The following is a 25451-nucleotide window of genomic DNA, read 5'->3' as shown; positions in this document are numbered from 1 at the left end:
CTGGTAGCGCGGCCCGGTCAGCGGGCGGCGCCGAGAGCTGTCCTCTTGCGCGGAACTGCGGTAGATGCCGGGGCCCGGTGAGGAGGGGCGACCCGACCGCCATACGGTCGCGCCAGCTCTGCGTCAGGCAGAGGTGGTTCGATCTGGGTAGACCTTCATCGTACAGGGATCTCGGGCTGGTGAGCCTGTGAAAGAGAGCACCGGGAACCCGCTCACCTTACAAACACAAACAGTGCAAAACGCTCCTCGGCGGCTCGCCCCGCTCAGCGGCTCGCCCCGTCCGTGCCCAGCCAGCCGGCCAGCTTGCCGCCGTGTCCGACCGCCCGCAGCCGGCTCTCGGTCGCGTCCCGGACGGGGTCCGTGGCGACCACGAGGAGCTCGTCCCCCCGCTGCAATATCGTCGTCGGCAGCGGGACGAAGGACTCGCCGCCGCGCACGATGAGCGTCACGGCGGCGCCGTGCGGCAGGCGCAGCTCGGCCACCTCCACGCCGTGCATCTTCGACCCCTGCGGGATCGCCACGGACAGCAGGTGCCCGCGCAGCCGCTCCAGTGGCGCCGACTCGATGCCGAGGTCGGCGGCCTCCGAGCCGTCGCCGAGGCGCAGCTTGCGGCCCAGCCACGGCAGTGTCGGCCCCTGGACCAGGGTGTAGACGACGACCAGGACGAAGACGATGTTGAAGATCCGGCGGCTGGCGTCGACGCCCTCCACCATGGGGATGGTCGCCAGGATGATGGGCACCGCCCCGCGCAGCCCCGCCCAGGACATCAGGGTCTGCTCCTGCCAGGGCACCCGGAACGGCGTCAGGCAGAGCACCACGCTCAGCGGACGCGCCACCATGGTCAGCACGAGCCCGATGACCAGCGCGGGCACGATGTCGTCGCCCAGCTCGTGCGGGGTGACCAGCAGTCCGAGCAGGACGAACATGCCGATCTGGGCCATCCAGCCGAGCCCGTCGGCGAACCCGCGCGTGGCGGGCCAGTGCGGCAGCCGCGCGTTGCCCATCACCATCGCGGCGAGGTACACCGCGAGGAAGCCGCTGCCGTGCGCCAGCGCGCCGGCCGCGTACGCCACCACGGCGATCGCCATGACGGCGATCGGGTAGAGGCCGGAGGCGGGCAGCGCCACGTGCCTGAGGCCCCAGGCGCCGAGCCAGCCCACCGCGAGACCGATGGCCGCGCCGATCGCCAGCTCCAGCAGGATCACGCCCAGCAGCACGTACCAGTGGTCGACCGGGCCCGCCGTGGAGAGCGAGACCACGAGGATGACCACCGGGGCGTCGTTGAAGCCGGACTCCGCCTCCAGCGTGCCCGTCACGCGCGCGGGCAGGGGGATCTTCCGCAGTACGGAGAACACGGCCGCCGCGTCGGTCGAGGAGACGACCGCCCCGATGATGAGTGCCTGCCGCCACTCCAGCCCGATCAGGTAGTGCGCGGCCGACGCCGTGATGCCCACGCTCACCGCGACACCGGCCAGCGCCAGTGCCGTGGCGGACGGCAGCGCCGGCTTGATCTCCTTCCACTTCGTGCCCAGACCGCCCTCGGCCAGGATCACGACCAGGGCCGCGTACCCGATGACCTGGGTCAGCTCGGCGTTGTCGAAGTGGATGTCGCCCACGCCGTCCTGGCCCATGGCGACGCCTATGCCCAGATAGACGAGCAGGCTGGGGAGCCCGCTGCGCGAGGAGATCCGTACCGCTGCGACGGCGACGAGCAGGACGAGCGAGCAGACGAGCAGGAGCTGGTTGAGGTGGTGAACAGTCAGCGGCCGAATCCTTCCCTGGCCCGCGCACACGCGCGCGTGGGCTCACGTACATCGCACATGAAGCTGTGGCGCATCGCGCCGACTACTTCGTTACCTTACCTAACTCTTGACGATTTCTTGACGCTTCGGAGGGCAAGATCGAACGTCCGTCCGTGCCGGTTCCCGACTCCGCGTCAAGGGGCGCAAGGCCCTGCGCCTATCGTTGCTCCAGCGCTCAGTTAAAAGCACAGCCGAACCTGCCGCTCGCGTTAGGACAGCAAGGACAGCGATGCCCCCGAACACCACCGCCTCCACGGGTCAGCAGCCCGGCAAGTCCGGCAGGAGAAAAGGGCGCAAAGCCCGCCTGATCGTCCTCGTCCTGGTGCTGGCCCTCATCGGGGGCGTCGCCTTCGGGGCCTACTGGTCCATCAGCACGGTCCGGGCCTCCTTCCCGCAGACCAAGGGCACCCTCACGCTCAAGGGCCTCTCGGGACCCGTGGAGGTCAAACGCGACAACTACGGCATCCCGCAGATCTACGCGTCCTCGGACGCGGACCTGTTCATGGCGCAGGGCTACGTCCAGGCGCAGGACCGGTTCTACGAGATGGACGTCCGCCGCCACATGGCCGCCGGGCGCCTGTCGGAGATGTTCGGCAAGAGCCAGGTCGACAACGACGAGTTCCTGCGCACCCTGGGCTGGGCCCGGATCGCCAAGGAGGAGTACGACACCAAGCTGTCGGACGCCTCGAAGAAGTACCTCCAGGCCTACTCCAAGGGAGTCAACGCCTACCTCCAGGGCAAGGACGGCAAGGACATCTCCCTGGAGTACGCGGCGCTCGGCTTCACCAACGACTACAAGCCGCAGGCCTGGACCCCGGTCGACTCGGTCTCCTGGCTGAAGGCGATGGCCTGGGACCTGCGCGGCAACATGCAGGACGAGATCGACCGCGCCCTGCTGACCAGCCGCCTCGGCCCGAAGCAGATCGCCGACCTGTACCCGCAGTACCCGTACAGCCGGAACAAGGCGATCGTGCAGGAGGGCCAGTACAGCGAGCTGACCCAGGCGTTCGAGCAGGGCGGCACGTCCGGCACGAGCGGCACGTCCGGTACCTCCGGCACGAGCGGGACCGGCGGCACCTCCACCGGCACCGCCGGCACCCAGGGGACCGCCTCCGGCGCCGCCGGCGCGAGCGGCACCGCCTCGGGCACCTCGGGCCTGGACAGCCAGCTCGGGGGCCTCACCAGAGTCCTGGACGACCTCCCGCCGGCCGTCGGCGTGAACGGCGACGGCATCGGCTCCAACTCCTGGGTGGTCAGAGGGAAGCACACGATCACCGGCAAGCCGCTGCTGGCCAACGACCCGCACCTGTCGCCCTCGCTGCCGTCGGTCTGGTACCAGATGGGCCTGCACTGCCGCAGCGTCTCCAGCACCTGCCAGTACGACGTCACGGGCTACACCTTCGCCGGCATGCCCGGCGTGATAATCGGTCACAACCAGGACATCGCCTGGGGCATGACCAACTCCGGCGTCGACGTCACGGACCTCTACCTGGAGAAGATCACCGGCGACGGCTACCTGTACGACGGCAAGGTCAAGCCCTTCGAGACGCGCGAGGAGACCATCAAGGTCGCCGGCGGCTCGCCGAAGAAGATCGTCGTCCGCGAGACCAACAACGGGCCCCTGCTGTCCGACCGCGACGAGGAGCTCGTGAAGGTCGGCAAGAAGGCCACCGTCGACACCGCGGCTCCCGACAGAGGCGACGGGTACGGCGTCGCGCTGCGCTGGACCGCCCTGCAGCCGGGCACCACCATGGACGCCGTCTTCGCCATGGACAAGGCGAAGAACTGGACCGACTTCCGCAAGGCCGCCGCCCTGTTCGACGTGCCCTCGCAGAACCTGGTCTATGCCGACACCGAGGACAACATCGGCTACACCCTGCCGGGGAGGATCCCCACGCGCGCGGAGGGCGACGACGGCTCCCTCCCGGCGCCCGGCTGGGACCCGAAGTACCGCTGGACCGGCTACATCCCGCAGGACGCGCTGCCCTACGAGTACAACCCGGAGCGCGGCTACATCGTCACCGCCAACCAGGCCGTGATCGACCCGGACAAGTACCCCTACACGCTCACCACGGACTGGGGCTACGGCACGCGCAGCCAGCGGATCACCGACCTGATCCAGTCGAAGATCAAGGACGGCGGCAAGCTCTCCACGGACGACATGCGCCAGATGCAGCTGGACAACAGCAGCGAGATCGCCCGGCTGCTGGTGCCCACGCTGCTGAAGATCGACACCGGCGACAAGGACGTCCGCGAGGCGCAGAAGCTCCTGGAGGGCTGGGACTACACCCAGGACGCCGACTCGGCGGCCGCCGCCTACTTCAACGCCGTCTGGCGCAACATCCTCAAGCTGGCCTTCGGCAACAAGCTGCCCAAGGAGCTGCGGGTCAAGGGCCAGTGCCTGTGGGTCGACCCGGTCAACACCACCGGGCCCGCCGACGAGGCCGAGAAGGTGCGCGAGTGCGGCCAGCGCGACCCCGACCAGGCGCAGCCGGACGGCGGCGACCGCTGGTTCGAGGTGGTCCGCAAGCTGATGGACCAGCCGAAGAGCGAGTGGTGGAAGACGCCCAAGGCGGGCACCCGCCCCGGCGCCGCCGACCGCGACCAGCTGTTCAAGCGCGCGATGATCGACGCCCGCTGGGAGCTGACCGCCAAGCTCGGCAAGGACATCGACAGCTGGAGCTGGGGCCGGCTGCACCGCCTGTTCCTGAAGAACCAGACCCTCGGCACCGAGGGCCCCGGTTTCCTGCAGTACGCCCTCAACCGCGGCCCCTGGGAGCTCAGCGGCGGCGAGGCGACGGTCAACGCGACCGGCTGGAACGCCGCCGGCGGCTACGGGGTGGTGTGGGTGCCGTCCATGCGGATGGTCGTGAACCTCGGAGACCTCGACAAGTCCCGCTGGATCAACCTCAGCGGCGCCTCCGGGCACGCCTACAGCGCCCACTACGTCGACCAGACCGACAAGTGGGCCGACGGCGAACTGCTGCCGTGGTCCTTCTCGGACCGGGCGGTCGAGAACGGCACGACCGACAAGCTGGTCCTCAAGCCGTGAGCCGCTGACTCCGGCAGACGGGAACGGCCCTCCACGCGCGCGTGGCGGGCCGTTCCCGCGTCAGGGCTCCTGCCGGAACCGCCGCACCCCCGACGGCGTCACCACCGCGTGCACCGGCCGGTCGTGCGGCTCTGCCGGGACGTGCTCGACGACCTCGGAGTCGTACAGCAGCACCACCAGCGCGGGATGCGCCCCCGCCCGGTCCAGCCGCGCCAGGACCCGGTCGTACGAGCCGCCGCCCCGCCCGAGCCGCAGCCCGCGCGCGTCCACCGCGAGCCCCGGCAGCAGCACGGCGTCGGCGGTCGTCACGGCATCCGGGCCCAGGCGCTCGCCCGCGGGCTCGAAGAGGGCCATCCGGCCGCCGTGTTGGACGCGCGCCAGCGAGCCCTCGCCCTCGTACCCGCCCCAGTCCAGGTCGTTGTCGGGCAGCAGCACCGGCAGCAGCACGCGCACGCCCCGGGCGCGCAAGGCGTCCAGGAGCGCGAGCGTCCCGGGTTCACTCCCCACGGAGACATACGCCGCGACCGTGCCGGCCCGCGCCAACTCGGGCAGCTCCAGGGCCCGCCCGGCCAGCGCGGCCGAGGTTTCCCGCAGGTCATCCGCCGTCAACCTGTTCCTCACCGCGAGGATCTCGCGCCGCAAACTCCGCTTGTCAGGCTCGCCCGGACGTGCGATGTGCCTCAATGGTTGCTCCCGTACCGTCGCAATACGCTCATATGAGCGCCTATGAACCGGAGCCGCAGATTCCATGCAAAGGCACCGGATAGGGTGGCGGACATGACTCAGTCGCACCCTCGGATCAGCAAGGCTGTCATTCCCGCAGCAGGCCTCGGCACCCGGTTCCTGCCGGCCACCAAAGCCACTCCCAAGGAGATGCTGCCGGTCGTCGACAAGCCCGCGATCCAGTACGTGGTCGAGGAGGCCGTCGCGGCGGGTCTCGACGACGTCCTCATGGTGACGGGCCGCAACAAGCGCCCCCTCGAGGACCACTTCGACCGGAACTACGAGCTGGAATCGGCGCTGCAGAAGAAGGGCGACGCCGGCCGTCTCGCCAAGGTGCAGGAGTCCAGCGACCTCGCGACCATGCACTACGTCCGCCAGGGCGACCCCAAGGGCCTCGGCCACGCCGTCCTGTGCGCCGCCCCGCACGTGGGCCACGAGCCCTTCGCCGTCCTCCTCGGCGACGACCTGATCGACCCCCGCGACCCGCTCCTGCAGCGCATGGTCGAGGTCCAGGAGCAGCGCAGCGGCAGCGTCATCGCGCTCATGGAGGTCGCCCCGGAGCAGATCCACCTCTACGGCTGCGCGGCCGTGGAGACCACCGAGGACAGCGACGTCGTCAAGGTCAGCGGCCTGGTCGAGAAGCCCGACCCGTCCGACGCCCCGTCGAACTACGCGGTCATCGGCCGCTACGTCCTCGACCCGCACATCTTCGACATACTGCGCCGGACCGAGCCGGGCCGCGGCGGCGAGATCCAGCTCACCGACGCCCTCCAGCAGCTCGCGGCCGACGAGAAGATCGGCGGCCCGGTGCACGGCGTGGTCTTCAAGGGCCGCCGCTATGACACCGGCGACCGCGGCGACTACCTGCGTGCCATTGTCCGACTCGCGTGCGAACGTGAAGACCTGGGCCCGGACTTCCGGACCTGGCTTCGCAGTTACGTAGCCGAGGAGATGTAACACGTTGAGCAGCGCCGCGCCCCGCGTCACGGACCAGGATCACCCCGGCCCCGACCACCTCTGGTCGGTGGACGAGCACCTGGAGGACATCCTCGCCACCGTCCGCCCCCTGGAGCCGATCGAACTGCACCTGCTCGACGCCCAGGGCTGCGTCCTGGTCGACGACATCACGGTGCCGGTGTCCCTGCCGCCGTTCGACAACAGCTCCATGGACGGCTACGCGGTGCGGGTCGCGGACGTCGCGGGCGCGAGCGAGGAGTTCCCGGCGGCCCTGGAGGTCGTCGGGGACGTCGCCGCCGGCCAGGCCGAGCCGCTGCACGTGGGACCCGGCCAGGCCGCCCGCATCATGACCGGCGCACCGCTGCCGCCCGGCGCCGAGGCGGTCGTGCCCGTCGAGTGGACCGACGGCGGCCTCGGCGAGGGGCCGGTGCGCGGGATGCGCGCCCGCAGCCTCGGCCCCGAGGGCGCCACCGGGCACGTGCACGTGTACCGCCCGGCCGAGGCACGCGCGCACGTGCGCGCCAAGGGCAGTGACGTGAAGGCCGGCGACCGCGCCCTGGAGGCCGGCACGGTCCTCGGCCCGCCCCAGATCGCCCTGCTCGCCGCGATCGGGCGCGGCACGGTCCGCGTCCGCCCGCGCCCGCGCGTGGTGGTGCTCTCCACCGGCAGCGAACTCGTCCAGCCCGACACGGAACTGCGCACGGGTCAGATCTACGACTCCAACAGCTTCGCCCTCACCGCCGCCGCCCGTGACGCCGGCGCCCTCGCCTACCGGGTGGGCGCCGTCGCCGACGACGCCGAGACCCTGCGCTCCACCATCGAGGACCAGCTGGTCCGCGCCGACCTGATGGTCACCACGGGCGGGGTCAGCGTCGGCGCGTACGACGTGGTCAAGGAGGCCCTGTCCCACGTCGGCGACGAGGACGAGCCGGGCAGCGGCGTGGAGTTCCGCAAGCTCGCCATGCAGCCCGGCAAGCCCCAGGGCTTCGGCTCCATCGGCCCCGACCACACCCCGCTGCTGGCCCTGCCCGGCAACCCGGTGTCGTCGTACGTCTCCTTCGAACTGTTCGTCCGCCCCGCCATCCGCACCCTCATGGGCCTCGACGACGTCCACCGGCCGACGACCCGGGCGACCCTGGCCGCCGACAAGGCGCTGACCTCCCCGAAGGGCCGCCGCCAGTTCCTGCGCGGCACGTACGCGGACGGCCGGGTGACCCCGGTCGGCGGTGCCGGATCACACCTGGTCGCGGCCCTCGCCCACGCGGACGCGCTGATCGTCGTCCCCGAGGACACCGAGTCCGTCGAGCCCGGCTCCGAGGTCGAGGTGGTCCTGCTCGGCCGATAGGCGCTGGTTGGGGGTACCGTGTCGCGCACAGCAGGCCCGGACCGGGAGCGCCACACAGCATGAGCACGCAGGACCCACGCACGCAGGACGGCCCGACGCAGGACCGGCTGACCCACCTCGACGACGCCGGCGCGGCCCGCATGGTCGACGTGTCGGGGAAGGACGTGACCGCGCGCACCGCCCGCGCCAGCGGCCGCGTCCTCGTCTCGCCGCGCGTGATCGAGCTGCTGCGCGGCGAGGGCGTCCCCAAGGGCGACGCCCTCGCGACCGCGCGCATCGCCGGGATCATGGGTGCCAAACGCACCCCCGACCTGATCCCGCTCTGTCACCCGTTGTCGGTGTCCGGTGTGAAACTGGACCTGTCGGTCGCGGACGACGCGGTGGAGATCCTGGCCACCGTGAAGACCACGGACCGCACGGGCGTCGAGATGGAGGCCCTCACCGCGGTCTCCGTCGCCGCGCTCACCGTGATCGACATGGTCAAGGCGGTCGACAAGGGAGCGGTCATCACGGACGTACGGGTGGAGGAGAAGACGGGCGGCAAGTCGGGCGACTGGAGCCGGGCATGACGTACCGCGCTCTCGTCGTCACGGCCTCCAACCGGGCCGCCGCCGGAATCTACGAGGACAAGGGCGGCCCGCTGATCGCCGACGGCCTGGGGCGCTTCGGCTTCGAGGTCGAGGGCCCGCAGGTCGTCCCCGACGGCGACCCCGTCGAGGCGGCCCTGCGCGCCGGTGTCGACGCCGGCTACGACGTCATCGTCACCACCGGCGGCACGGGCATCTCGCCCACCGACCGGACCCCCGAGGCGACCCGCCGGGTGATCGACCACGAGGTGCCGGGCATCGCCGAGGCCATCCGGGCGTTCGGCCGGGAGAAGGTGCCGACCGCGGCGCTCTCCCGGGGCCTGGCCGGAGTGGCCGGGAGCACGCTGATCGTCAATCTGCCCGGTTCCAGCGGGGGCGTGAAGGACGGCCTGGCCGTCCTGGAGCCGCTCCTGGTCCACGCCGTCGAGCAGCTCCGCGGCGGCGACCACCCCAGACCCAGCAGTGGGGGTGCGAGCTGAACAGCCCATCCTGGCCCGTCGAGCTGGTGGACGGCGACATCGTCCTCAGGCCGATAAAGCTGCGCGACCAGCGGGCGTGGCGTGAGGTCAACCGGCGCAACCGCGACTGGCTGCGCCCCTGGGAGGCGACCATCCCGCCGCCCTCGCCCGGCGGGCCGCTCGCCCACCGCCCGACCTTCCGCCAGATGGTCCGCCACCTCCGGTCGGAGGCCAACGCGGGCCGGATGCTGCCCTTCGTCATCGAGTACCAGGGGCGGCTGGTGGGCCAGTTGACGGTCGCCGGGATCACTTGGGGCTCGATGTGCTCGGGGCACGTCGGCTACTGGGTGGACGAGGGGGTGGCCGGGCGCGGGGTGATGCCGACGGCGGTGGCACTCGTCGTGGACCACTGTTTCCGCACGGTCGGACTGCACCGCATCGAGGTCTGCATTCGCCCGGAGAACGGGCCCAGCCGCCGCGTCGTGGAGAAACTCGGATTCCGGGAGGAGGGGCTCAGACCGCGTTATCTCCACATCGACGGGGCCTGGCGCGACCACCTCGTCTTCGCGCTGACGGCGGAAGAGGTGCCGGACGGGTTGCTCCGGCGCTGGCACCGGGCACGATCGCAGAGTAATCCGGGAATCCGGCACCACCCCGGAAATTGAATGCATGTTCGAAATTGATCGCCCGATGACCGTCTCGGGGCTATGAATTCCCGCCCCGGGCGGTCTGCTGATCGCATCGGTCACAAAAAAAGTTCGAAATATCAGCCAGATCGTGCGACACACCGGCCCAATTGGCGGATGGCCTCACGGAAACCCCTCTACGGTGTGAGGCGTGAGCAGCAGCGGCCTCATCTACGCAGTCATTGTCGGGGCCTGGGCCGCCTACTTGGTGCCGATGTGGCTCCGTAGGCAGGACGAGCTGAACGAGGCCCGTCCGACGGAACGCTTCAGCACCGCCATCCGGCTGCTGTCCGGACGGGCGGGGATGGAGCGCCGGTACGCCAGGGACCTGCGGGCGCGCTCCACCGACGAGGGGGAGCGGGACGCCGACGACCTGGACGTCGTCACCGACTCGGTGGACGTCCGGGCCTTCGCCGTGTCCAAGACCCGTCCGCAGACCCAGGCACCCGTACCGTCGCCCGCACCGGAGCAGCCGGCCCGCCCGGCGCCGCCCGCACCCAATGCGGCGGATCCCGAGCGCGCGGGCAGCCGCGTGCCGGCGGCCCGGCGCGGCATGTCACCGCAGGCCCAGGCGGCCGCGGCACGAGCCCGGCGCTCGAAGGTGCTCGCGCGCCGCCGGCGCACCACCACCATGCTGTTCCTCGCCTTCACCCTCGGCGCGATCGTCGCCGCGGTCGGAGGCCTGGCGTTCCTGTGGGCCCCGGGCGTGCCCGCTGTCATGCTCAGCGTGTACATCGCGTACCTGCGCACCCAGGAGCGCCGCCGCTTCGCCTACCAGATGGACCGCCGCCGGGCCGAGGCCGCGGCCCAGCGGCTGCGGGAGCGGCAGCGCCAGCCCCGCCGGCGCGCCGCGGCCGACGCGGAGACCGACGAACCGGAGGACGGACCCGAGCCGGTGACCGACCCCGGCCTGTCGGCGCTCGCGGCGGACCGGCGCGCTCTCGTCGAGCAGACCGATCACGCGGAGTGGGTCGACCAGCAGCGCGAGCGGCAGCGGCGGCCGGGGCAGGGCGACAGCTGGGAGCCGGTGCCGGTGCCCCTGCCGACGTATGTGACGGCGCCGGTCGCCCCCCGGGCCACCAGTGACGTGGACCTCGGCGCCCCCGACACGTGGAGCTCGGCCCGCTCCAGCGCGGTCGCCCCGGACGCGGAGCGCGAGGCCGAGGCCGCGGACCCGGCCGAGGCGGACCCCCGCCCGCAGGACAGAGCGGACGACGACGGGCGCACCGACGCCCGCCGGGCGGCCTCGGCGAGACGGGCCCGGGAGCGCGGGCGCACGCCGCTGTTCGACCAGTACGAGGACGGGGAGCGGCCCCGGGCTGCCAACGAATAGCACCGCGAACCCGCAGGTGACCGCCCCTGGGGAACGGATTTCCAAGCAGGCCGATCGGGGTGCTAGAGTTTCACTCGTTGCAAGGGCCTGTGGCGCAGTCCGGTAGCGCACCTCGTTCGCATCGAGGGGGCCAGGGGTTCAAATCCCCTCAGGTCCACGCAGCTCAGAGCCCGGTCGGGAAACCGACCGGGCTCTGACGTGTGTTCAGGGCCACATGCTTGCCCAGGCTTGGCCCGGCCGTGGATCTTCTTGACGATCTCACCCCGGATACTGGGGTATCTGGTCGGTGCGCTTGCCGCGGAGGCGCTGTGGCACATCTCGTTCCGGGCATCCTCGCCGCCGTCTTCGCGGGCGCGCTGAACCTGTTCTTCGTCCGGGCGGCGTGGCTGCACTGGACCGGCTCCGGCCGGGCGCCCGACCTGTACCTCGGATACTCCTGGAACCCGTCGGTCGTCGAGGGGCACGAACGCGGCATCGTCCCGTTCACCGCCGCGGGCGTCTGCATGACGATAGGCATCGCCGTCACCGCCGCCTCGGACGGGGAGATCGCCATGGTGAATGCCGGTGTGATCCTCATCCTGTGCTCGCCGCCCTTGCTGGCGCTGCACCTCAAGATCGCGTGGTTCAACTGGCCGAAGGCGCTGGTGCCGCCGCACCGGCGGGGCGAGACCGGCTCGGTGATCGAGTGGTGGCGCGGCCGCGCGCAGCGCGCGCCGCGTGACAAGCGGCACGGGCGGGGCGGCCGCTGAGCCCCCGTCAGCCGGCGGGCCGCAGTCGCTTCGCGAAGCAGCGGCTCGACTCGTAGTGGCGGTAGTAGCCGAACTTGGCGCACGGTTCGTAGCCGCTGGACGTGTACAGGGCTATAGCCTCCGGCTGCTTCGTGCCGGTCTCCAGGACCATGCGGACGCGGCCGGCGGCCCGGGCGTCCTCCTCCAGGGCGGACAGGATACGGCGGGCGAGGCCCCTGCCGCGCAGCTGCTCGGCCACGTACATGCGCTTGACCTCGGCGTCGCCGTCCTGGTTGCCCTCGTCGTTCGCGTCCTGGGCGCGCCAGCCGCCGGAGGCGACGGGGGTGCCGTGCTCGTCGTACGCGATCAGGTAGATGCCGTTCGGCGGTTCGAAGTCCGCGGCGGCCATGGGCGTGGCGTCGCCGTCGTCCCCGTAGCGGACGGCGTATTCGGCCTGGACCTGGTCGTTCAGCTTCATGGCGTCGGGGTGGTCGAAGGAGACCCGGCGTATGTGCATGGCCGCTACGGTATTCGATCCGGAACTGGACCTGGTCCAGTCTGCGGGTATGGTGCCGGGGTGCTCACTGTGACCTCTGTGAATGTGAACGGGCTGCGTGCCGCCGCGAAGAAGGGCTTCGTGGAGTGGCTGGCCGGGACCGACGCCGACGTGCTGTGCCTGCAGGAGGTGCGGGCCGAGCCGGAGCAGCTGCCCGAGCACGTCCGCGCGCCCGAGGGGTGGCACGTGGTGCACGCGCCGGCCGCCGCCAAGGGGCGGGCCGGGGTGTCGCTGTACAGCCGCCATGAGCCCGAACGGGTGCGGATCGGGTTCGGGTCGGACGAGTTCGACGGCAGCGGGCGGTACGTGGAGGCCGATCTGCCGGGGGTCACCGTCGCCTCGCTGTACCTGCCCTCGGGTGAGGTCGGCACCGAACGGCAGGACGAGAAGGAGCGCTTCATGGGCGAGTTCCTCGCCCACCTGAAGGGCCTCCGGGAGCGGGCCGCCGCCGACGGCCGGGAGGTGCTGGTCTGCGGCGACTGGAACATCGCCCACCAGAGGGCCGACCTGAAGAACTGGCGCGGCAACACCAAGAACTCCGGGTTCCTGCCCGAGGAGCGGGAGTGGCTGTCCCGCGTGCTCGACCCGGCCGACGGCGGCTATGTCGACGTCGTGCGCGCGCTGCACCCCGACGTCGAGGGACCGTACTCGTGGTGGTCGTACCGGGGGCGGGCCTTCGACAACGACACCGGTTGGCGGATCGACTACCACGTGGCCACCCCGGGGCTCGCCGGCCGGGCCGTGAAGGGGTTCGTGGAGCGGGCCGCGACGCATGCCGAGCGGTGGTCCGACCACGCGCCGGTGACCGTCGTCTACGAGTGCTAGGACCTGCGCATCCGCCGGTCCAGCGCCAGTGACAGTTCCGCCTCCACCACGCTGCGTGCCAGTGGGCGCAGGCGGGGCAGGTCCGTTTCGGAGGCGTGGCGGAGGACCAGGGCGGTGAAGAGTTCGGCCAGGGCGTCGGCGTGGGTGCGGACCTGCTTGGCCGCCTCCAGGACCTCCGCGAGGGGGATGCCCTCGCGGACCAGGGCCGAGGAGACGTCCAGCAGGCGGCGGCTGATGTGGACGATCTCGCCGCCGTCGGTGCCGAGGTAGCCGAGGTCCATGGCGGCGGCCAGGTTCTCGGGCGTGGCCTCGCCGGCGAAGTGGTCGGCGAGTTCCTCGGGGGTGAGGTGGACCGGCTCCTCCTCGGTCGGGGCGCCGACGCCGAGCAGGTCGCCTACGTCCCGGCCGTGGTCGAAGGCCTCCGCCAGCTCCGCGATGCCGCTGAGGGTGTGGCCGCGTTCCAGCAGGGCGGTGATCGTGCGCAGCCGGGCGAGGTGATCGTCGTCGTACCAGGCGATCCGGCCCTCGCGGCGGGGTGGCGGGATCAGCTTGCGTTCGCGGTAGAAGCGCAGGGTGCGCACCGTGATCCCGGCCAGGCGGGCCAGCTCTTCCATGCGGTATTCACGCTTCTCTGACACCTGGGCACCTTAAGGCGTACCGCGGGTAACTTTCCTCGCCCGCCCCCTACCCATCAGTACGGTGCTGCCCTACTCTCCCATTGCGCCAGTGTTCACTGGCGCGGTTCTCGTGGTGTGTGGAGGTGTCGGCATGGGCGAGCGCGAGCACGAACACGTGCGGGTCGCGGTGGTCGGGTCCGGGTTCGGCGGGCTGGGGGCCGCCGTGCGGCTCAGGCGCGAGGGCGTCACCGACTTCGTCGTCCTGGAGCGGGCGGGCAGCGTCGGCGGCACCTGGCGGGACAACAGCTACCCGGGGTGCGCCTGTGACGTGCCGTCGCATCTGTACTCGTTCTCCTTCGCGCCCCACCCGGACTGGCCGCGCACCTTCTCGGGGCAGGAGCACATCCGCGCCTACCTGGAGCACGTGACCGACACCTTCCGGCTGCGCCCGCACCTCCGCTTCGACTCGGAGGTGAAGCGGATGAGCTGGAACGCCGAGCGGCTGTGCTGGGACATCGAGACCAGCAGCGGGAACCTCTCCGCCGACCTCGTCGTGTCGGCGACCGGGCCGCTGTCCGACCCGAAGGTGCCGGACATCCCCGGCCTGGACTCCTTCCCCGGCAAGGTCTTCCACTCCGCCCGCTGGGACCACGACTACGACCTGCGCGGCAAGCGCGTCGCCATGGTGGGCACGGGCGCGTCGGCCATCCAGATCGTGCCGTCGATCCAGCCGGACGTCTCCCGGCTCACCCTCTTCCAGCGCACCCCGCCGTGGGTCATGCCGCGCATGGACCGGGCCATCAGCGGTGCCGAGCGGTGGCTCCACCGGCAGCTGCCCTTCACCTCGCAGCTCAGGCGCGGGCTGCTGTGGGGCATCCGGGAACTCCAGGTCCAGGCGTTCACCAAGCACCCGAACGAGCTCGGGTTCGTGGAGCAGCTCGCCAAGCGCAACATGGCCCGGGCCATCAAGGACCCGGCCCTGCGCGCCAAGCTCACCCCGGACTACCGCATCGGCTGCAAGCGGATCCTGCTGTCCAGCGAGTACTACCCGGCGCTCGCGCGGCCCAATGTGGACGTCGTCGCGAGCGGGCTGGCCGAGGTGCGCGGCTCGACCCTGGTCGCCGCCGACGGCAGCGAGGCCGAGGTCGACGCCATCGTGTTCGGCACCGGCTTCCACGTCACCGACATGCCCATCGCCGAACGGGTCGTGGGCGCCGAGGGGCGGACCCTCGCCGAGACCTGGAAGGGCGGCATGGAGGCCCTGCGCGGCGCCTCTGCGGCCGGCTTCCCCAACTGGATGACGATCATCGGGCCCAACACGGGCCTCGGGAACTCCTCGATGATCCTGATGATCGAGTCGCAGCTGAACTACCTGGCCGACTACGTCCGCCAGCTCGACGTGCTCGGCGGCCGGGTCGCCCTCGACGCCCGCCCCGAAGCCGTGAGCGCCTGGAACCACCGGGTGCAGGAGCGCATGAAGCGCACCGTGTGGAACACCGGCGGCTGCACCAGCTGGTACCTCGACGCGAGCGGCCGCAACACCACCATCTGGCCCGGCACGACGGCCGAGTTCCGGCGCGCGACGAAGCGGGTGGACCTCGCCGAGTACGACGTCCTGCGGGCCCCCGTGGCCGGGACGGGCGAGAAGCAGGCCGCGGAGAAGGCGGGGGTGGACGCGTGAGCCGCCTCCTGCACGTCGACTCCGGGCCCTACGCCCCGCCCGTCCCGGTGCGCGAACTGACCGCCTTCTCGGCGGACGGCGCCCGGCTGCACGTCGAGATCCACGGCCCCGAGGGCGCCCCCGCGGTCGTCCTCGCCCACGGCTGGACCTGCTCCACCGCCTTCTGGGCCGCCCAGATCCGCGACCTGGCCGCCGACCACCGGGTCATCGCCTACGACCAGCGCGGCCACGGCCGCAGCCCCGCGAGCCGGGCCTGCGGCACCGACGCCCTCGCCGACGACCTGGAAGCCGTCCTTCGAGCCACCCTCTCGCCGGGCGAACAGGCCGTGATCGCCGGGCACTCCATGGGCGGCATGACCGTCATGGCGGCCTCCGGGCGGGCCGCCTTCCGGGAGCACGCCGCCGCCGTCCTGCTGTGCAGCACGGGCAGTTCGCGGCTGGTCGCCGCCGCCACCGTCGTCCCCCTGCGGCCCGGGCGGGTGCGGACCTGGCTGACCCGGCGGATCCTCGGCTCGCGCGCCCCGCTCGGCCCGGTCACGCCCCTGGCCCGCCGGATCCTCAAGTACGGGACCATGGGCCCCGGTTCGGCGCCGCACATGGTCGAGGCCTGCGCCCGGATCGTGCACGCCTGCCCCCGGACGGTCCGCCACGCCTGGTCGCAGGTGCTGGACCTGCTCGATCTCGACCACGGAGTGCGGGAGTTGACCGTCCCCACGGCCGTCGTCGTCGGTACGGCGGACCGGCTGACCCCGCCGGCGCAGGCCCGGGCCCTGTGCGAGGCGCTGCCGCGGTGCACCGGGTTCACCGAGCTGCCCGGCATCGGGCACATGACCCCGATCGAGGCGCCCGAGCTGGTCACCGGGAAGATACGCGAGCTCGTCACCACACACATCCAGGTCGTATCCGAGGAGAGCGCATGAGCAGGGTGAGCCTCGAAGGCAAGGTCGCCGTGGTGACCGGGGCGGCGCGCGGCGTCGGGGAGCTGCTGGCCCGCAAGCTCTCCGCGCGCGGCGTGAAGATCGCCCTGGTCGGCCTGGAGCCGGACGCGCTCAAGCAGGTCTCCGGGCGGTTGCACAGCGACAGCGACCACTGGCACGCCGACGTCACCGACCACGAGGCGATGGCCCGGGTCGCCGAAGAGGTCAAGGAGCGGTTCGGCAGGGTCGACATCGTCGTCGCCAACGCCGGTGTGGCGACCGGGGGTCCGTTCGTCGACTCCGACCCGGAGTCCTGGCGGCGGGTGATCGAGGTCAACCTGGTCGGCTCGGCGGTGACCGCCCGCGCCTTCCTGCCGATGCTGCTGGAGAGCCGGGGCTATCTGCTGCAGATCGCGTCCCTGGCCGCGATCACCCCGGCGCCGATGATGACCGCGTACTGCGCGTCCAAGTCGGGCGTGGAGGCGTACGCGCACAGTCTGCGCGCCGAGGTCGGGCACCGGGGCGTGAGGGTCGGCGTGGGGTACCTGTCGTGGACCGACACCGACATGGTGCGCGGAGCCGACCAGGACGACGTCATGCGGGAGTTGAGGCAGCGGCTGCCCTGGCCGTCGAACAAGACCTACCCGCTGGGTCCCGCGGTGGACCGGCTCGTGGCCGGGATCGAGCGGCGGTCGAGCCATGTGTACGGGCAGTGGTGGCTGCGCGGGATGCAGAGCGTGCGCGGCTACCTGCCCGGGGTCATCGGGACGGTGGGCCAGCGGGAGATGCGGCGGTTCGCGGACCGGCTCACGGGCATGCGAACGGGCCTGGTCGGAGCCGGAGGGGCGGCCGATGAGCAGCAGCGGACTACGCTGCGTAAGTGATCGACATGCGCAGGGTCACGACCCATGTGAATCTGAACGAGCCAGATCCCCTCACCCCCAACGGGAGTGAACCCACATGGGTATGAAGGACCAGTTCCAGGAGAAGTCCGAGCAGTGGCAGAACCAGGCCCGTCAGAAGGCGGACCAGGCTCGCGAGCAGATGCAGGGCCGCGGCCGCCGGCGTGACGAGGAGATGGACCCCTCGCAGCCGCAGCGCGACCGCGAGCGGGACCGTGACCGTGAGCGCGAGCAGGAGGACCGCTTCGACCAGGACTACGACGCCTGACGACGCGTGCTGAGCGGACTGGGGCGCCCCCGTGCGGGGCGCCCCTTTCCCCTGTGGGGCACTTGTGGGTCACGTCCTGCGGCAGCGTGGGTCACGCCCTGGGCGGCAGCTTCGGGCGGGAGCGGTCCGGTACGTCGCTGTAGGTGGGCGGTGTCGCGGGCGGGTTGGTCTCCAGCAGCCCGAGGGCCAGCTCCACCGCGTCGGTCAGCTGGGCGTGCCGCCCCTCGGCCCAGTCCAGCGGGGTGCGCAGGACGTCGATGTCGGGGGCGACGCCCTTGTTCTCCACGGACCAGCCGTAGGCGTCGAACCAGGCCGCGTTCATCGGCACCGTGATCACCGTGCCGTCGCCCAGCTCGTGGCGGCCGGTCATGCCGACCACACCGCCCCAGGTGCGCTGTCCTACGACCGGGCCGAGCTTGAGCAGCTTGAACGCGGCGGTGATCATGTCGCCGTCGGAGGAGGTCGCCTCGTCCGCCAGGGCCACCACCGGGCCCCGCGGCGCGTTCGAGGTGTACGACACCGGCTGGGCGTCCCGGGTCAGGTCCCAGCCCAGGATCGTGCGGCTCAGCGTCTCGATGACCAGCTCGCTGATGTGGCCGCCGGCGTTGCCGCGCACGTCCACGATCAGCGCGGGCCGGGACACCTCCATGCGCAGGTCGCGGTTGAACTGCGCCCAGCCCGAACCGCCCATGTCCGGGATGTGGAGGTAGCCGCAGCGGCCCCCGCTCAACTCGCGCACCACCGCACGCCGTTTCGCCACCCAGTCCTGGTAGCGCAGCGGCCGCTCGTCGATCAGCGGCACGACGGCGACCCGCCGGGGCGGCCCGTCGCCCTCCGCCGGGGAGAAGGTCAGCTCCACCGTCGTCCCGCCCGAGCCCGCCAGCAGCGGGTACGGGCCCGCGTCCGGGTCCACCGGGCGGCCGTCGACGTGGGTGAGGAGCGCGCCCTCGCGGATGCCCGTACCGGCCAGCGGGGAGCGGGCCTTGGAGTCGGAGGAGTCGCCGGGCAGGATCCGCTTGACCATCCAGCCGCCGTCGCGGCGTACGAAGTTGGCGCCCAGCAGGCCCTGCCGGCGCTGGTAGTGCGGCGGGCCCTCGTTGCGCCGGGCGGGGGAGACGTAGGCGTGGGACGTGCCCAGCTCGCCCAGCACCTCGCGCAGCAGGTCGGCGAACTCGTCCGGGGACGCCACCCGTTCGACCAGCGGGCGGTACTGGTCCAGCACCCCGTCCCAGTCGATGCCGCACATGCCCGGCTCCCAGAAGTAGGCCCGGATCAGCCGCCCGGCCTCCTCGTACGCCTGCCGCCACTCCGCGGCCGGGTCGACCGTGTGCAGGATGCGGCGGGCGTCGATCCACACCGTCGAGTCGGCGTCGCCGGGCTCGCCCGCCGGGACCGCGCGCAGCTCGCCCTCGTCGACGATCACCAGCCGGGTGCCGTCGCCGCTGACCGCGAACCAGTCCAGGTGTACGGCGAGTTCGGACTTCTTGGCCTTGGTGATGCCGAAGTGCTCCAGGGTCGGCCGGCCGCTGGTGTCGTCCGGGTTGGCGAACGTCTCGCCCAGTGCGCCCGAGATAGGCCAGCGCAGCCAGACCAGGCCGCCGCCCGCCACCGGGTGCAGCGCCGAGTACTTGGACGCGGCCACCGGGAACGGCGTGACCCGGCTCTCCAGGCCCTCGACCTCGACGATGACGGCCCCGCCGTCGCCGTTCTCGTCGTCCTCCACCGGGTCCAGGCCGCCTGCGGCCGGGCGGCCCTCCGGGTTCACCGCGAAGGGGGAGGGCGTCGCCGAGGACAGCGGCACGAGGTACGGGCGGCAGCCCAGCGGGAAGGACAGGTCGCCGGTGTGCACGTCGTAGACCGGGTCGAAGCCGCGCCAGGACAGGAAGGCGAGGTAGCGGCCGTCGCGGGTGAAGACCGGGTTCTCGTCCTCGAAGCGGCCGTTGGTGACGTCGACGACGAACCGGTCCTTGATCCGGGCCAGTTTGATCTGCCGCAGCGTCCGCCCGATGCCCGGGTGCGACCAGGTCAGCCACGCCCCGTCCGGGGAGAACGCGAGGTCGCGCACGGGTCCGTTGATCGACCGGATCAGCTCGGTGACCTCGCCGTCGCCCTCCTCCGTGACGTCGACGAGGAGGAGCCGCCCGTCGTGCGAGGCGACCGCCAGCAGCTCGCCCTCCGGGTCCGAGACCAGTTCGCGCACCCGGCCCAGCGTGCCCGCCGACAGCCGCCGGGGGGTGCGGTCGCCGCTCGCCCGGGGCAGGGAGGCGATCTCGATGGCGTCCTCGCCCTCCGCGTCCGTCACGTACGCCACCCGCCCGCTCCCGCCGAGCATCTCCGGCATCCGCACGCGGACGCCCGGGGTGTCGGTGAGGGTGCGGGCCGGTCCGTCCCGGTGGGTGAGCCAGTACAGGCTGCCGCGTACGACGACGGCGCTGGCCCGCCCCGTCTCGTCGACCGACACCCCGTCGACGTGCTGGGAGGCCGCCACCTGGTACGGGCGTCGCCCCGCGCGCGGCCCGCTCAGCCGGACGTCGAGCCGGCGTGGCTCGGAGCCCGGGGACAGGTCGTCCACCAGCCACAGATCGCCCGCGCACTGGTACACCACCCGGGTGCCGTCGCTCGCCGCGTGCCGGGCGTAGAAGGCGTCGTGGTCGGTGTGGCGGCGCAGGTCGGAGCCGTCGTAGGCGCACGAGTAGAGGTTGCCGACGCCCTCGTGGTCGGAGAGGAAGGCGATCCGGCCGCCGACGAACAGGGGGGAGTGCAGATGGCCGCCGAGGCCTTCGAGCAGCCGTTCGCCGTGCAGCCACAGCCGGCCCGTGGCGCCGCCCCGGTAGCGCTTCCAGGCGGCCGGTTCATGGGGCGGGGTGCCGGTCAGGAGGAGGGTCCTGCGCTCGCCGTCCAGGTCGGCCACCTGGATGTCGGCGACCGGCCCCCAGGGCAGTTTGCGGCCCGGGTCGCCGTCGGGGGAGACCTTGTAGGCCCAGGTGAAGTACGAGAAGGGCTCGCCGTGCGAGGCCACGGCCAGGATCTCGCCCTCCGGGGTCCAGCCGCAGACCCGGGTGTCGGCGCTGCCCCAGTGGCTCACCTGCCGGCCCGGGCCGCCGTCGACGGGGACGAGGTGGACCTCGGGCACCAGGCTGCGCCAGCTCGTGTACGCGAGGTGCCGGCCGTCCGGCGAGAAGCGGGGGTGGCCCGCCTTGGTGCGGTCGACGGTGAGCCGCCAGGCGCGGCCGGGGCCGTCGAGCGGGGCGAGCCAGAGGTCGTCCTCGGCCACGAAGCACAGCAGGTCGTCATGGAGGTGTGGCAGCCGCAGATAGGTCACGTCTTCATGCTTTGCCGGGGGACGGAGCGGAGCAAGTCCAGACAAAGCGGATGCCTGGCGGGCTCGTGACCCAGGACACGTACGAAACTGTTTCGTTTCCATAGGGGCTGCGATACATTCGTCACGTACGAAACCGTGTCGTTCGGAGCAGGAAGGTGAGAGAGATGGCTGAGGTCGCCACCGCGCGTCGCAGTCGGATCACCCCCGAGCGTGAGGCCGAGCTGTACGAGGCCGTGCTCGACCTGCTCCGCGAAGTCGGCTACGACGCCCTCACCATGGACGCCGTGGCCGCTCGCACCCGGTCCAGCAAGGCCACGCTCTACCGCCAGTGGGGCGGCAAGGCGCAGCTGGTCGTCAAGGCGATCCGGCACACCAAGCCGGGCAAGGACCTCGGCGAGATCGACACCGGGTCGCTCCGCGGCGACTTCCACGCCCTCACGGCGCGAGCGGACGACGCGGAGATGGAGCAGAACGGCGCGCTGATGCGCGGGCTGGCCATGGCGATGCACGCCAACCCGGACCTGCACAGCGAGTTCCGCAGCCAGATCATCGAACCGGAGGTCGCCGACTTCCGCATCGTGCTGCAGCGTGCCGTCGACCGGGGCGAGGTCCGTCCGGACTGCCCGGCGCTCGACTTCGTGGTGCACATGATGCTCGGCGCGTTCGTCACCTGCGCGGTCCTCGACGACAAGCCCCCGACGCGGGCCTTCCTGACCTCGTACATCGACGCCGTGGTCCTCCCCGCCCTCGGCGTTCCCACCCAGTAGTCCCCTGAGCTAGCCCCCCACCTGACGTCTCCGCTCACGTCGTCGGGCTGATCACCCCTGCCCTGAAGACCTCACGACCTGACCGGGAGTACGCCCTCGTGGCCACTTTCCTCTACAAACTCGGCCGGATCTCCTTCCGGCGACGGCATCTGGTCGCCCTGATATGGGTGGCCCTGCTGACCCTCGCCGGGGTCGGCGCGGCCAGCGCCCCCGCCGCCGGCAACAGCTCGTTCTCCATCCCCGGCACCGAGGCCCAGAAGGCCTTCGACCTGCTGGAGCAGCGCTTCCCGGGCATGAGCGCCGACGGAGCCACCGCCCGCGTCGTCTTCAAGGCGCCGAGCGGCGAGAAGATGACCGACCCCGGCAACAAGGCGACGGTCCAGGAGACCGTGAAGGAGCTGGCCGACGGCTCCGAGGTCGCCTCCGTCACCGACCCGTACCGGGCGAAGGCCGTCAGCAAGGACGGCACGATCGCCTACGCGCAGGTGTCGTACAAGGTCTCCGGCATGGAGCTGGACGACGCCGCCAAGGACGCCCTGCAGGACACCGCCCAGGACGCGCGGAAGGCCGGGCTGACCGTCGAGATCGGCGGCGACGCGCTCCAGGCGGTCCCGCACACCGGCAGCAGCGAGATCATCGGCATCGCGGTCGCCGCGGTCGTCCTCGTCATCACCTTCGGCTCGCTGGTCGCGGCCGGACTGCCACTGCTGACGGCCCTCATCGGCGTGGGCATCGGCGTCTCCGCGATCACGGCCCTGGCCAGTGCCCTCGACCTCGGCTCGACCACCTCGACGCTGGCGATGATGATCGGCCTGGCGGTCGGCATCGACTACGCCCTGTTCATCGTCTCCCGCTACCGCGCCGAACTGGCCGAGGGGCGCGACCGCGAGGAGGCGGTCGGCCGGGCCGTCGGCACGGCGGGCTCCGCGGTGGTCTTCGCCGGACTGACCGTGGTGATCGCCCTGGTGGGCCTGTCCGTCGTCAACATCCCGATGCTGACGAAGATGGGCATCGCCGCGGCGGGCACGGTGGCCATCGCGGTGCTGATCGCCCTGACGATGGTCCCGGCCCTGCTGGGATACGCGGGCCGCAAGGTCAAGCCGATGGGTGAGAAGGGCAAGCTCCTCGGCCGGGCGAAGAAGCAGGACAAGCCGGCCAGGCCCAATCTGGGCACCCGCTGGGCGAGCTTCGTCGTCCGCCGCCCGATCGCGGTCCTGCTGCTCGGCGTCGTCGGCCTCGGCGCGGCGGCCGTCCCGGCGGCGTCCCTGGAACTGGGCCTGCCCGACGACGGCTCCCAGCCCACCTCCACCACGCAGCGCCGCGCCTACGACCTGCTGTCCGAGGGCTTCGGCCCCGGCTTCAACGGCCCGCTGATGGTCGTGGTCGACGCCAAGGGCAGTGACGACCCGAAGGCGGCCTTCACCGCCACCGGCGACGAGATCAAGGGCCTGAAGGACGTCGTGACGGTGACGCCGCCGCAGCCCAACAAGGCCGGCGACACCGCCACCATCACCGTCATCCCCGGCTCCAAGCCGTCCTCCGTCACGACGGAGAACCTGGTGCACGGCATCCGGGACGCCGGTAACGGCATCAAGGCCGACACCGACGCGAACGTCCTGGTCACCGGCAGCACGGCGATGAACATCGACGTCAGCGAGAAGCTCAACGACGCACTGGTGCCGTACCTGGTCCTCGTCGTCGGCCTGGCCTTCCTGCTGCTGATCGTGGTCTTCCGCTCGATCCTGGTCCCGCTGAAGGCGGCCCTCGGCTTCCTGCTGTCGGTGATGGCGGCGCTCGGCGCGGTCGTCGCGGTGTTCCAGTGGGGCTGGCTGTCGGACCTCATGGGCGTCGAGCAGACGGGTCCGGTCATGTCGATGATGCCGATCTTCATGGTCGGCGTGGTCTTCGGTCTTGCCATGGACTACGAGGTGTTCCTCGTGACGCGGATGCGGGAGGCCTACGTCCACGGCGAGAAGCCCGCCCAGGCCGTGGTCACCGGCTTCCGGCACGGCGCGCGGGTCGTGACCGCCGCCGCGGTCATCATGATGGCCGTCTTCGCCGGCTTCATCGGCTCGTCCGAGTCGATGGTCAAGATGATCGGCTTCGGCCTCGCGATCGCGGTCTTCTTCGACGCGTTCGTCGTCCGCATGGCGATCGTCCCGGCCGTCCTGGCCCTCCTCGGCCGCAAGGCCTGGTGGCTGCCCAGGTGGCTCGACCGCGTCCTGCCCAACGTGGACGTGGAGGGCGAGGGCCTGCGCACGGCCGGCGACAGGGACAGGGAGCTGGTACGCGCCTGACGGCCCGCCGAGAAACCGGCCGGTGAGGGCTCCGTGGGGACGGGGACCCTCACCGGCCTCTCGCCGTCCCGGGGCCGAAGAACCCGCTCGCATGCCCCATACACCCACCGCTACCGTGCCCTCCATGACGACGACAGCCGCCACTGACGCCGAGAACTCCGGAGCACACCCCCAGTTCGTCGAGGCCCTGCGCGGTCTCGGGCTGGAGGGACTGGTCGGCCGGGTCCGCCGGTTCCCGGAGGCCACGCGTACCGCCGCCGAGGCCGCCGCCGCCCTCGGGTGCGAGCTGAGCCAGATCTGCAAGTCGCTGATCTTCGCCGCGGACGGGGTGCCCGTGCTCGTCCTCATGGACGGGGCCTCCCGCGTGGACGTCGAGCTGGTGCGCAAGCAGCTCGGGGCGGAGAAGGTCACCCGGGCCAGGGCCGATGTCGTGCGGGAGACCACCGGGTACGCCATCGGCGGCGTGCCGCCCTTCGGGCACCGGACCAGGACCCGGGTCCTCGCCGACCGTTCCCTCCTCGCGCACGACGTCGTCTGGGCCGCGGCCGGGACCCCGTACACCGTCTTCCCGATGGCGCCGCGGGACCTCGTCGGCCACGCCGGCGGCACGCTCGTGGACGTGCGCGAGCGCACCTCGTGACGCCGCTGGTCACCACCGCCGTCCTGCTCGCCGCCGTCACCCACGCCAGCTGGAACGCCATCGCCCACAAGATCACCGACAAGCTGGCCGGCTTCGCGCTGATCTCGGGCGGGGGGCTCGTCATCGGGCTGTCCCTGGCGCCGTTCGTGGCGTTCCCGGCGGCCGCGGCATGGCCGTACCTGCTGGCCTCCGCCGCCATCCACATCGCCTACTACGCGCTGCTGATGCAGTCCTTCCGGCTGGGGGACTTCGGGCAGGCCTATCCCATCGCGCGCGGCACCGCGCCCCTCGTGGTGACGCTGCTGGCCGCCCTCTTCGCACACGAGGTGCCCGACGGATGGGCCGCCGCCGGGATCGCCGTGTCCTGCGCGGGCCTGACCGGCGTCGCCCTGTGGGGCCTGCGCGGGCACCGGCCCGACTGGGCGGCGATCGGAGCGGCCCTGGCGACCGGGCTGACGATAGCGGCGTACACCGTCGTCGACGGGCTGGGCGTGCGCGCAGCCGGCTCGTCCCTCGGGTACATCGCCTGGCTGATGGCGGTGCAGGGGGCGGCCGTCCCGGCGTACGCCGCGTGGCGGTGGCGCGGGCGGACGGCGGCGAATCTGCGGCCGTTCGCCGCGATCGGGCTGCTCGGCGCCGCGCTCTCCGTCGCCGCCTACGCCCTCGTCCTGTGGGCCCAGACCAGGGCCGAGCTGGCGCCCATCGCCGCCCTGCGCGAATCGTCGATCATCGTGGGCGCGGCGATCGGGGCCGTGTTCTTCAAGGAGCGGTTCGGGGCGCCGAGGATCGCGGCGGCCGGGCTGCTCGTCGTCGGGATCGGGCTGATGCTGCACGCCGGATAGGCGGCGCCGGACGGGTGCGTCCGACCGGTGTGAGGAGCACCCTGGAACTAGGGCCTGTCGTTTGGATCAGGTCGCAGGGAACCGACGGCACCTCATCAGCGCCGGTGAGCGGGGCCATGGGGGTACCTCCCTGCTCGAGCGCAGCC

General features: G+C 71.8%; 22 protein-coding genes and 1 tRNA gene. 18 read left to right on the top strand and 5 right to left on the bottom strand.

All coding sequences use genetic code 11. The features are described from left to right. Window positions 1-263: 263 nt before the first annotated feature. Window positions 264-1793 carry a potassium/proton antiporter gene (locus ABZ948_RS33045; protein ID WP_359765806.1) on the bottom strand — a complete coding sequence of 510 codons (1530 nt, stop codon included), beginning with the start codon at window positions 1791-1793 and terminating at the stop codon, window positions 264-266. Between the two features lie 238 nt (window positions 1794-2031). Here ABZ948_RS33045 and ABZ948_RS33040 point away from each other — a divergent pair, with 238 nt between their 5' ends. Further along, window positions 2032-4854, top strand: a complete 2823-nt coding sequence (locus ABZ948_RS33040) for a penicillin acylase family protein (RefSeq protein WP_359765804.1) — start codon at window positions 2032-2034, stop codon at window positions 4852-4854. A gap of 60 nt (window positions 4855-4914) precedes the next feature. On the opposite strand, the gene ABZ948_RS33035 is transcribed toward ABZ948_RS33040, so the two are convergent. Continuing rightward, window positions 4915-5538: a 5-formyltetrahydrofolate cyclo-ligase gene (locus ABZ948_RS33035; protein WP_359765802.1), complete on the bottom strand. Its 624-nt coding sequence runs from the start codon at window positions 5536-5538 to the stop codon at window positions 4915-4917. Between the two features lie 93 nt (window positions 5539-5631). Here ABZ948_RS33035 and galU point away from each other — a divergent pair, with 93 nt between their 5' ends. The 8 genes from galU to ABZ948_RS32995 all read left to right on the top strand — a co-directional run bounded on the left by galU (window position 5632) and on the right by ABZ948_RS32995 (window position 11692). After that, window positions 5632-6534: a UTP--glucose-1-phosphate uridylyltransferase GalU gene (gene galU / locus ABZ948_RS33030; protein ID WP_359765800.1), complete on the top strand. Its 903-nt coding sequence runs from the start codon at window positions 5632-5634 to the stop codon at window positions 6532-6534. A gap of 4 nt (window positions 6535-6538) precedes the next feature. Further along, the gene (gene glp, locus ABZ948_RS33025; protein ID WP_359765798.1) at window positions 6539-7879 is read left to right on the top strand and encodes a molybdotransferase-like divisome protein Glp; all 1341 of its coding nucleotides are present in this window, start codon (window positions 6539-6541) and stop codon (window positions 7877-7879) included. A gap of 59 nt (window positions 7880-7938) precedes the next feature. Continuing rightward, window positions 7939-8448: a cyclic pyranopterin monophosphate synthase MoaC gene (moaC, locus tag ABZ948_RS33020; protein WP_037758652.1), complete on the top strand. Its 510-nt coding sequence runs from the start codon at window positions 7939-7941 to the stop codon at window positions 8446-8448. Further along, entirely contained in the window at window positions 8445-8945 is a 501-nt protein-coding gene (locus ABZ948_RS33015; protein WP_359765795.1) for a MogA/MoaB family molybdenum cofactor biosynthesis protein, read from the top strand. The genes moaC and ABZ948_RS33015 overlap by 4 nt, the downstream gene beginning before the upstream one ends. A 23-nt stretch (window positions 8946-8968) precedes the next feature. Continuing rightward, entirely contained in the window at window positions 8969-9589 is a 621-nt protein-coding gene (locus ABZ948_RS33010; protein WP_359765844.1) for a GNAT family N-acetyltransferase, read from the top strand. A gap of 172 nt (window positions 9590-9761) precedes the next feature. Further along, entirely contained in the window at window positions 9762-10943 is a 1182-nt protein-coding gene (sepX, locus tag ABZ948_RS33005) for a divisome protein SepX/GlpR (RefSeq protein ID WP_359765793.1), read from the top strand. An 83-nt stretch (window positions 10944-11026) separates the two neighbouring features. Next, window positions 11027-11100: transfer RNA gene (locus ABZ948_RS33000), tRNA-Ala, on the top strand. 151 nt (window positions 11101-11251) lie between these two features. After that, on the top strand, window positions 11252-11692 hold the full coding sequence (locus tag ABZ948_RS32995) for a hypothetical protein (RefSeq protein ID WP_359765791.1): 441 nt from the start codon (window positions 11252-11254) through the stop codon (window positions 11690-11692). Window positions 11693-11699: 7 nt separating this feature from the next. On the opposite strand, the gene ABZ948_RS32990 is transcribed toward ABZ948_RS32995, so the two are convergent. Continuing rightward, on the bottom strand, window positions 11700-12188 hold the full coding sequence (locus ABZ948_RS32990) for a GNAT family N-acetyltransferase (protein WP_359765789.1): 489 nt from the start codon (window positions 12186-12188) through the stop codon (window positions 11700-11702). 60 nt (window positions 12189-12248) lie between these two features. Between ABZ948_RS32990 and ABZ948_RS32985 the strand changes: the two genes are divergently transcribed. Continuing rightward, window positions 12249-13052 carry an exodeoxyribonuclease III gene (locus ABZ948_RS32985; protein ID WP_359765787.1) on the top strand — a complete coding sequence of 268 codons (804 nt, stop codon included), beginning with the start codon at window positions 12249-12251 and terminating at the stop codon, window positions 13050-13052. On the opposite strand, the gene ABZ948_RS32980 is transcribed toward ABZ948_RS32985, so the two are convergent. Next, window positions 13049-13690, bottom strand: a complete 642-nt coding sequence (locus ABZ948_RS32980) for a MerR family transcriptional regulator (protein WP_359765785.1) — start codon at window positions 13688-13690, stop codon at window positions 13049-13051. The genes ABZ948_RS32985 and ABZ948_RS32980 overlap by 4 nt on opposite strands. A 130-nt stretch (window positions 13691-13820) precedes the next feature. Between ABZ948_RS32980 and ABZ948_RS32975 the strand changes: the two genes are divergently transcribed. From ABZ948_RS32975 to ABZ948_RS32960, 4 genes are all read left to right on the top strand, one after another. Beyond that, window positions 13821-15350, top strand: coding sequence for a flavin-containing monooxygenase (locus tag ABZ948_RS32975; RefSeq protein ID WP_359765783.1), 1530 nt, complete (start codon window positions 13821-13823; stop codon window positions 15348-15350). After that, a complete protein-coding gene (locus tag ABZ948_RS32970) occupies window positions 15347-16270 on the top strand; it encodes an alpha/beta fold hydrolase (RefSeq protein WP_359765781.1) in 924 nt (307 codons plus the stop codon). The genes ABZ948_RS32975 and ABZ948_RS32970 overlap by 4 nt, the downstream gene beginning before the upstream one ends. Then, window positions 16267-17151, top strand: a complete 885-nt coding sequence (locus tag ABZ948_RS32965; protein WP_359765779.1) for an SDR family oxidoreductase — start codon at window positions 16267-16269, stop codon at window positions 17149-17151. The genes ABZ948_RS32970 and ABZ948_RS32965 overlap by 4 nt, the downstream gene beginning before the upstream one ends. Before the next feature lie 76 nt (window positions 17152-17227). Then, a complete protein-coding gene (locus ABZ948_RS32960) occupies window positions 17228-17437 on the top strand; it encodes a hypothetical protein (RefSeq protein WP_359765777.1) in 210 nt (69 codons plus the stop codon). Window positions 17438-17528: 91 nt separating this feature from the next. Here the strand turns inward: ABZ948_RS32960 and ABZ948_RS32955 are convergent, their stop codons facing one another. After that, window positions 17529-20759 carry a S41 family peptidase gene (locus ABZ948_RS32955; RefSeq protein ID WP_359765775.1) on the bottom strand — a complete coding sequence of 1077 codons (3231 nt, stop codon included), beginning with the start codon at window positions 20757-20759 and terminating at the stop codon, window positions 17529-17531. A gap of 164 nt (window positions 20760-20923) precedes the next feature. On the opposite strand from ABZ948_RS32955, the gene ABZ948_RS32950 reads away from it, so the two are divergent. From ABZ948_RS32950 to ABZ948_RS32935, 4 genes are all read left to right on the top strand, one after another. After that, window positions 20924-21526, top strand: a complete 603-nt coding sequence (locus tag ABZ948_RS32950) for a TetR/AcrR family transcriptional regulator (protein WP_359765773.1) — start codon at window positions 20924-20926, stop codon at window positions 21524-21526. Between the two features lie 98 nt (window positions 21527-21624). Further along, window positions 21625-23823: an MMPL family transporter gene (locus ABZ948_RS32945; RefSeq protein ID WP_359765771.1), complete on the top strand. Its 2199-nt coding sequence runs from the start codon at window positions 21625-21627 to the stop codon at window positions 23821-23823. A 124-nt stretch (window positions 23824-23947) separates the two neighbouring features. Beyond that, complete coding sequence (locus tag ABZ948_RS32940; RefSeq protein WP_359765769.1) at window positions 23948-24463, top strand: YbaK/EbsC family protein; 516 nt, start codon at window positions 23948-23950, stop codon at window positions 24461-24463. Then, window positions 24460-25305 carry an EamA family transporter gene (locus ABZ948_RS32935; RefSeq protein ID WP_359765767.1) on the top strand — a complete coding sequence of 282 codons (846 nt, stop codon included), beginning with the start codon at window positions 24460-24462 and terminating at the stop codon, window positions 25303-25305. The genes ABZ948_RS32940 and ABZ948_RS32935 overlap by 4 nt, the downstream gene beginning before the upstream one ends. The last annotated feature ends 146 nt before the right edge of the window (window positions 25306-25451 follow it).

This window comes from Streptomyces olindensis (assembly GCF_040645895.1).
In the GTDB taxonomy this organism is placed as follows: domain Bacteria; phylum Actinomycetota; class Actinomycetes; order Streptomycetales; family Streptomycetaceae; genus Streptomyces; species Streptomyces olindensis.
Note: the sequence above shows the minus strand (reverse complement) of the source record. Positions and strands in the feature narration are given on the sequence as shown.

Coding starts and splice junctions, on each gene's coding strand:
- ABZ948_RS33040 (WP_359765804.1), top strand. CDS start 2,032: ATGCCCCCGAACACCACCGCCTCCACGGGTCAGCAGCCCGGCAAGTCC.
- galU (WP_359765800.1), top strand. CDS start 5,632: ATGACTCAGTCGCACCCTCGGATCAGCAAGGCTGTCATTCCCGCAGCA.
- moaC (WP_037758652.1), top strand. CDS start 7,939: ATGAGCACGCAGGACCCACGCACGCAGGACGGCCCGACGCAGGACCGG.
- ABZ948_RS33015 (WP_359765795.1), top strand. CDS start 8,445: ATGACGTACCGCGCTCTCGTCGTCACGGCCTCCAACCGGGCCGCCGCC.
- ABZ948_RS32990 (WP_359765789.1), bottom strand. CDS start 12,188: ATGCACATACGCCGGGTCTCCTTCGACCACCCCGACGCCATGAAGCTG.
- ABZ948_RS32975 (WP_359765783.1), top strand. CDS start 13,821: ATGGGCGAGCGCGAGCACGAACACGTGCGGGTCGCGGTGGTCGGGTCC.
- ABZ948_RS32965 (WP_359765779.1), top strand. CDS start 16,267: ATGAGCAGGGTGAGCCTCGAAGGCAAGGTCGCCGTGGTGACCGGGGCG.
- ABZ948_RS32960 (WP_359765777.1), top strand. CDS start 17,228: ATGGGTATGAAGGACCAGTTCCAGGAGAAGTCCGAGCAGTGGCAGAAC.
- ABZ948_RS32950 (WP_359765773.1), top strand. CDS start 20,924: ATGGCTGAGGTCGCCACCGCGCGTCGCAGTCGGATCACCCCCGAGCGT.
- ABZ948_RS32940 (WP_359765769.1), top strand. CDS start 23,948: ATGACGACGACAGCCGCCACTGACGCCGAGAACTCCGGAGCACACCCC.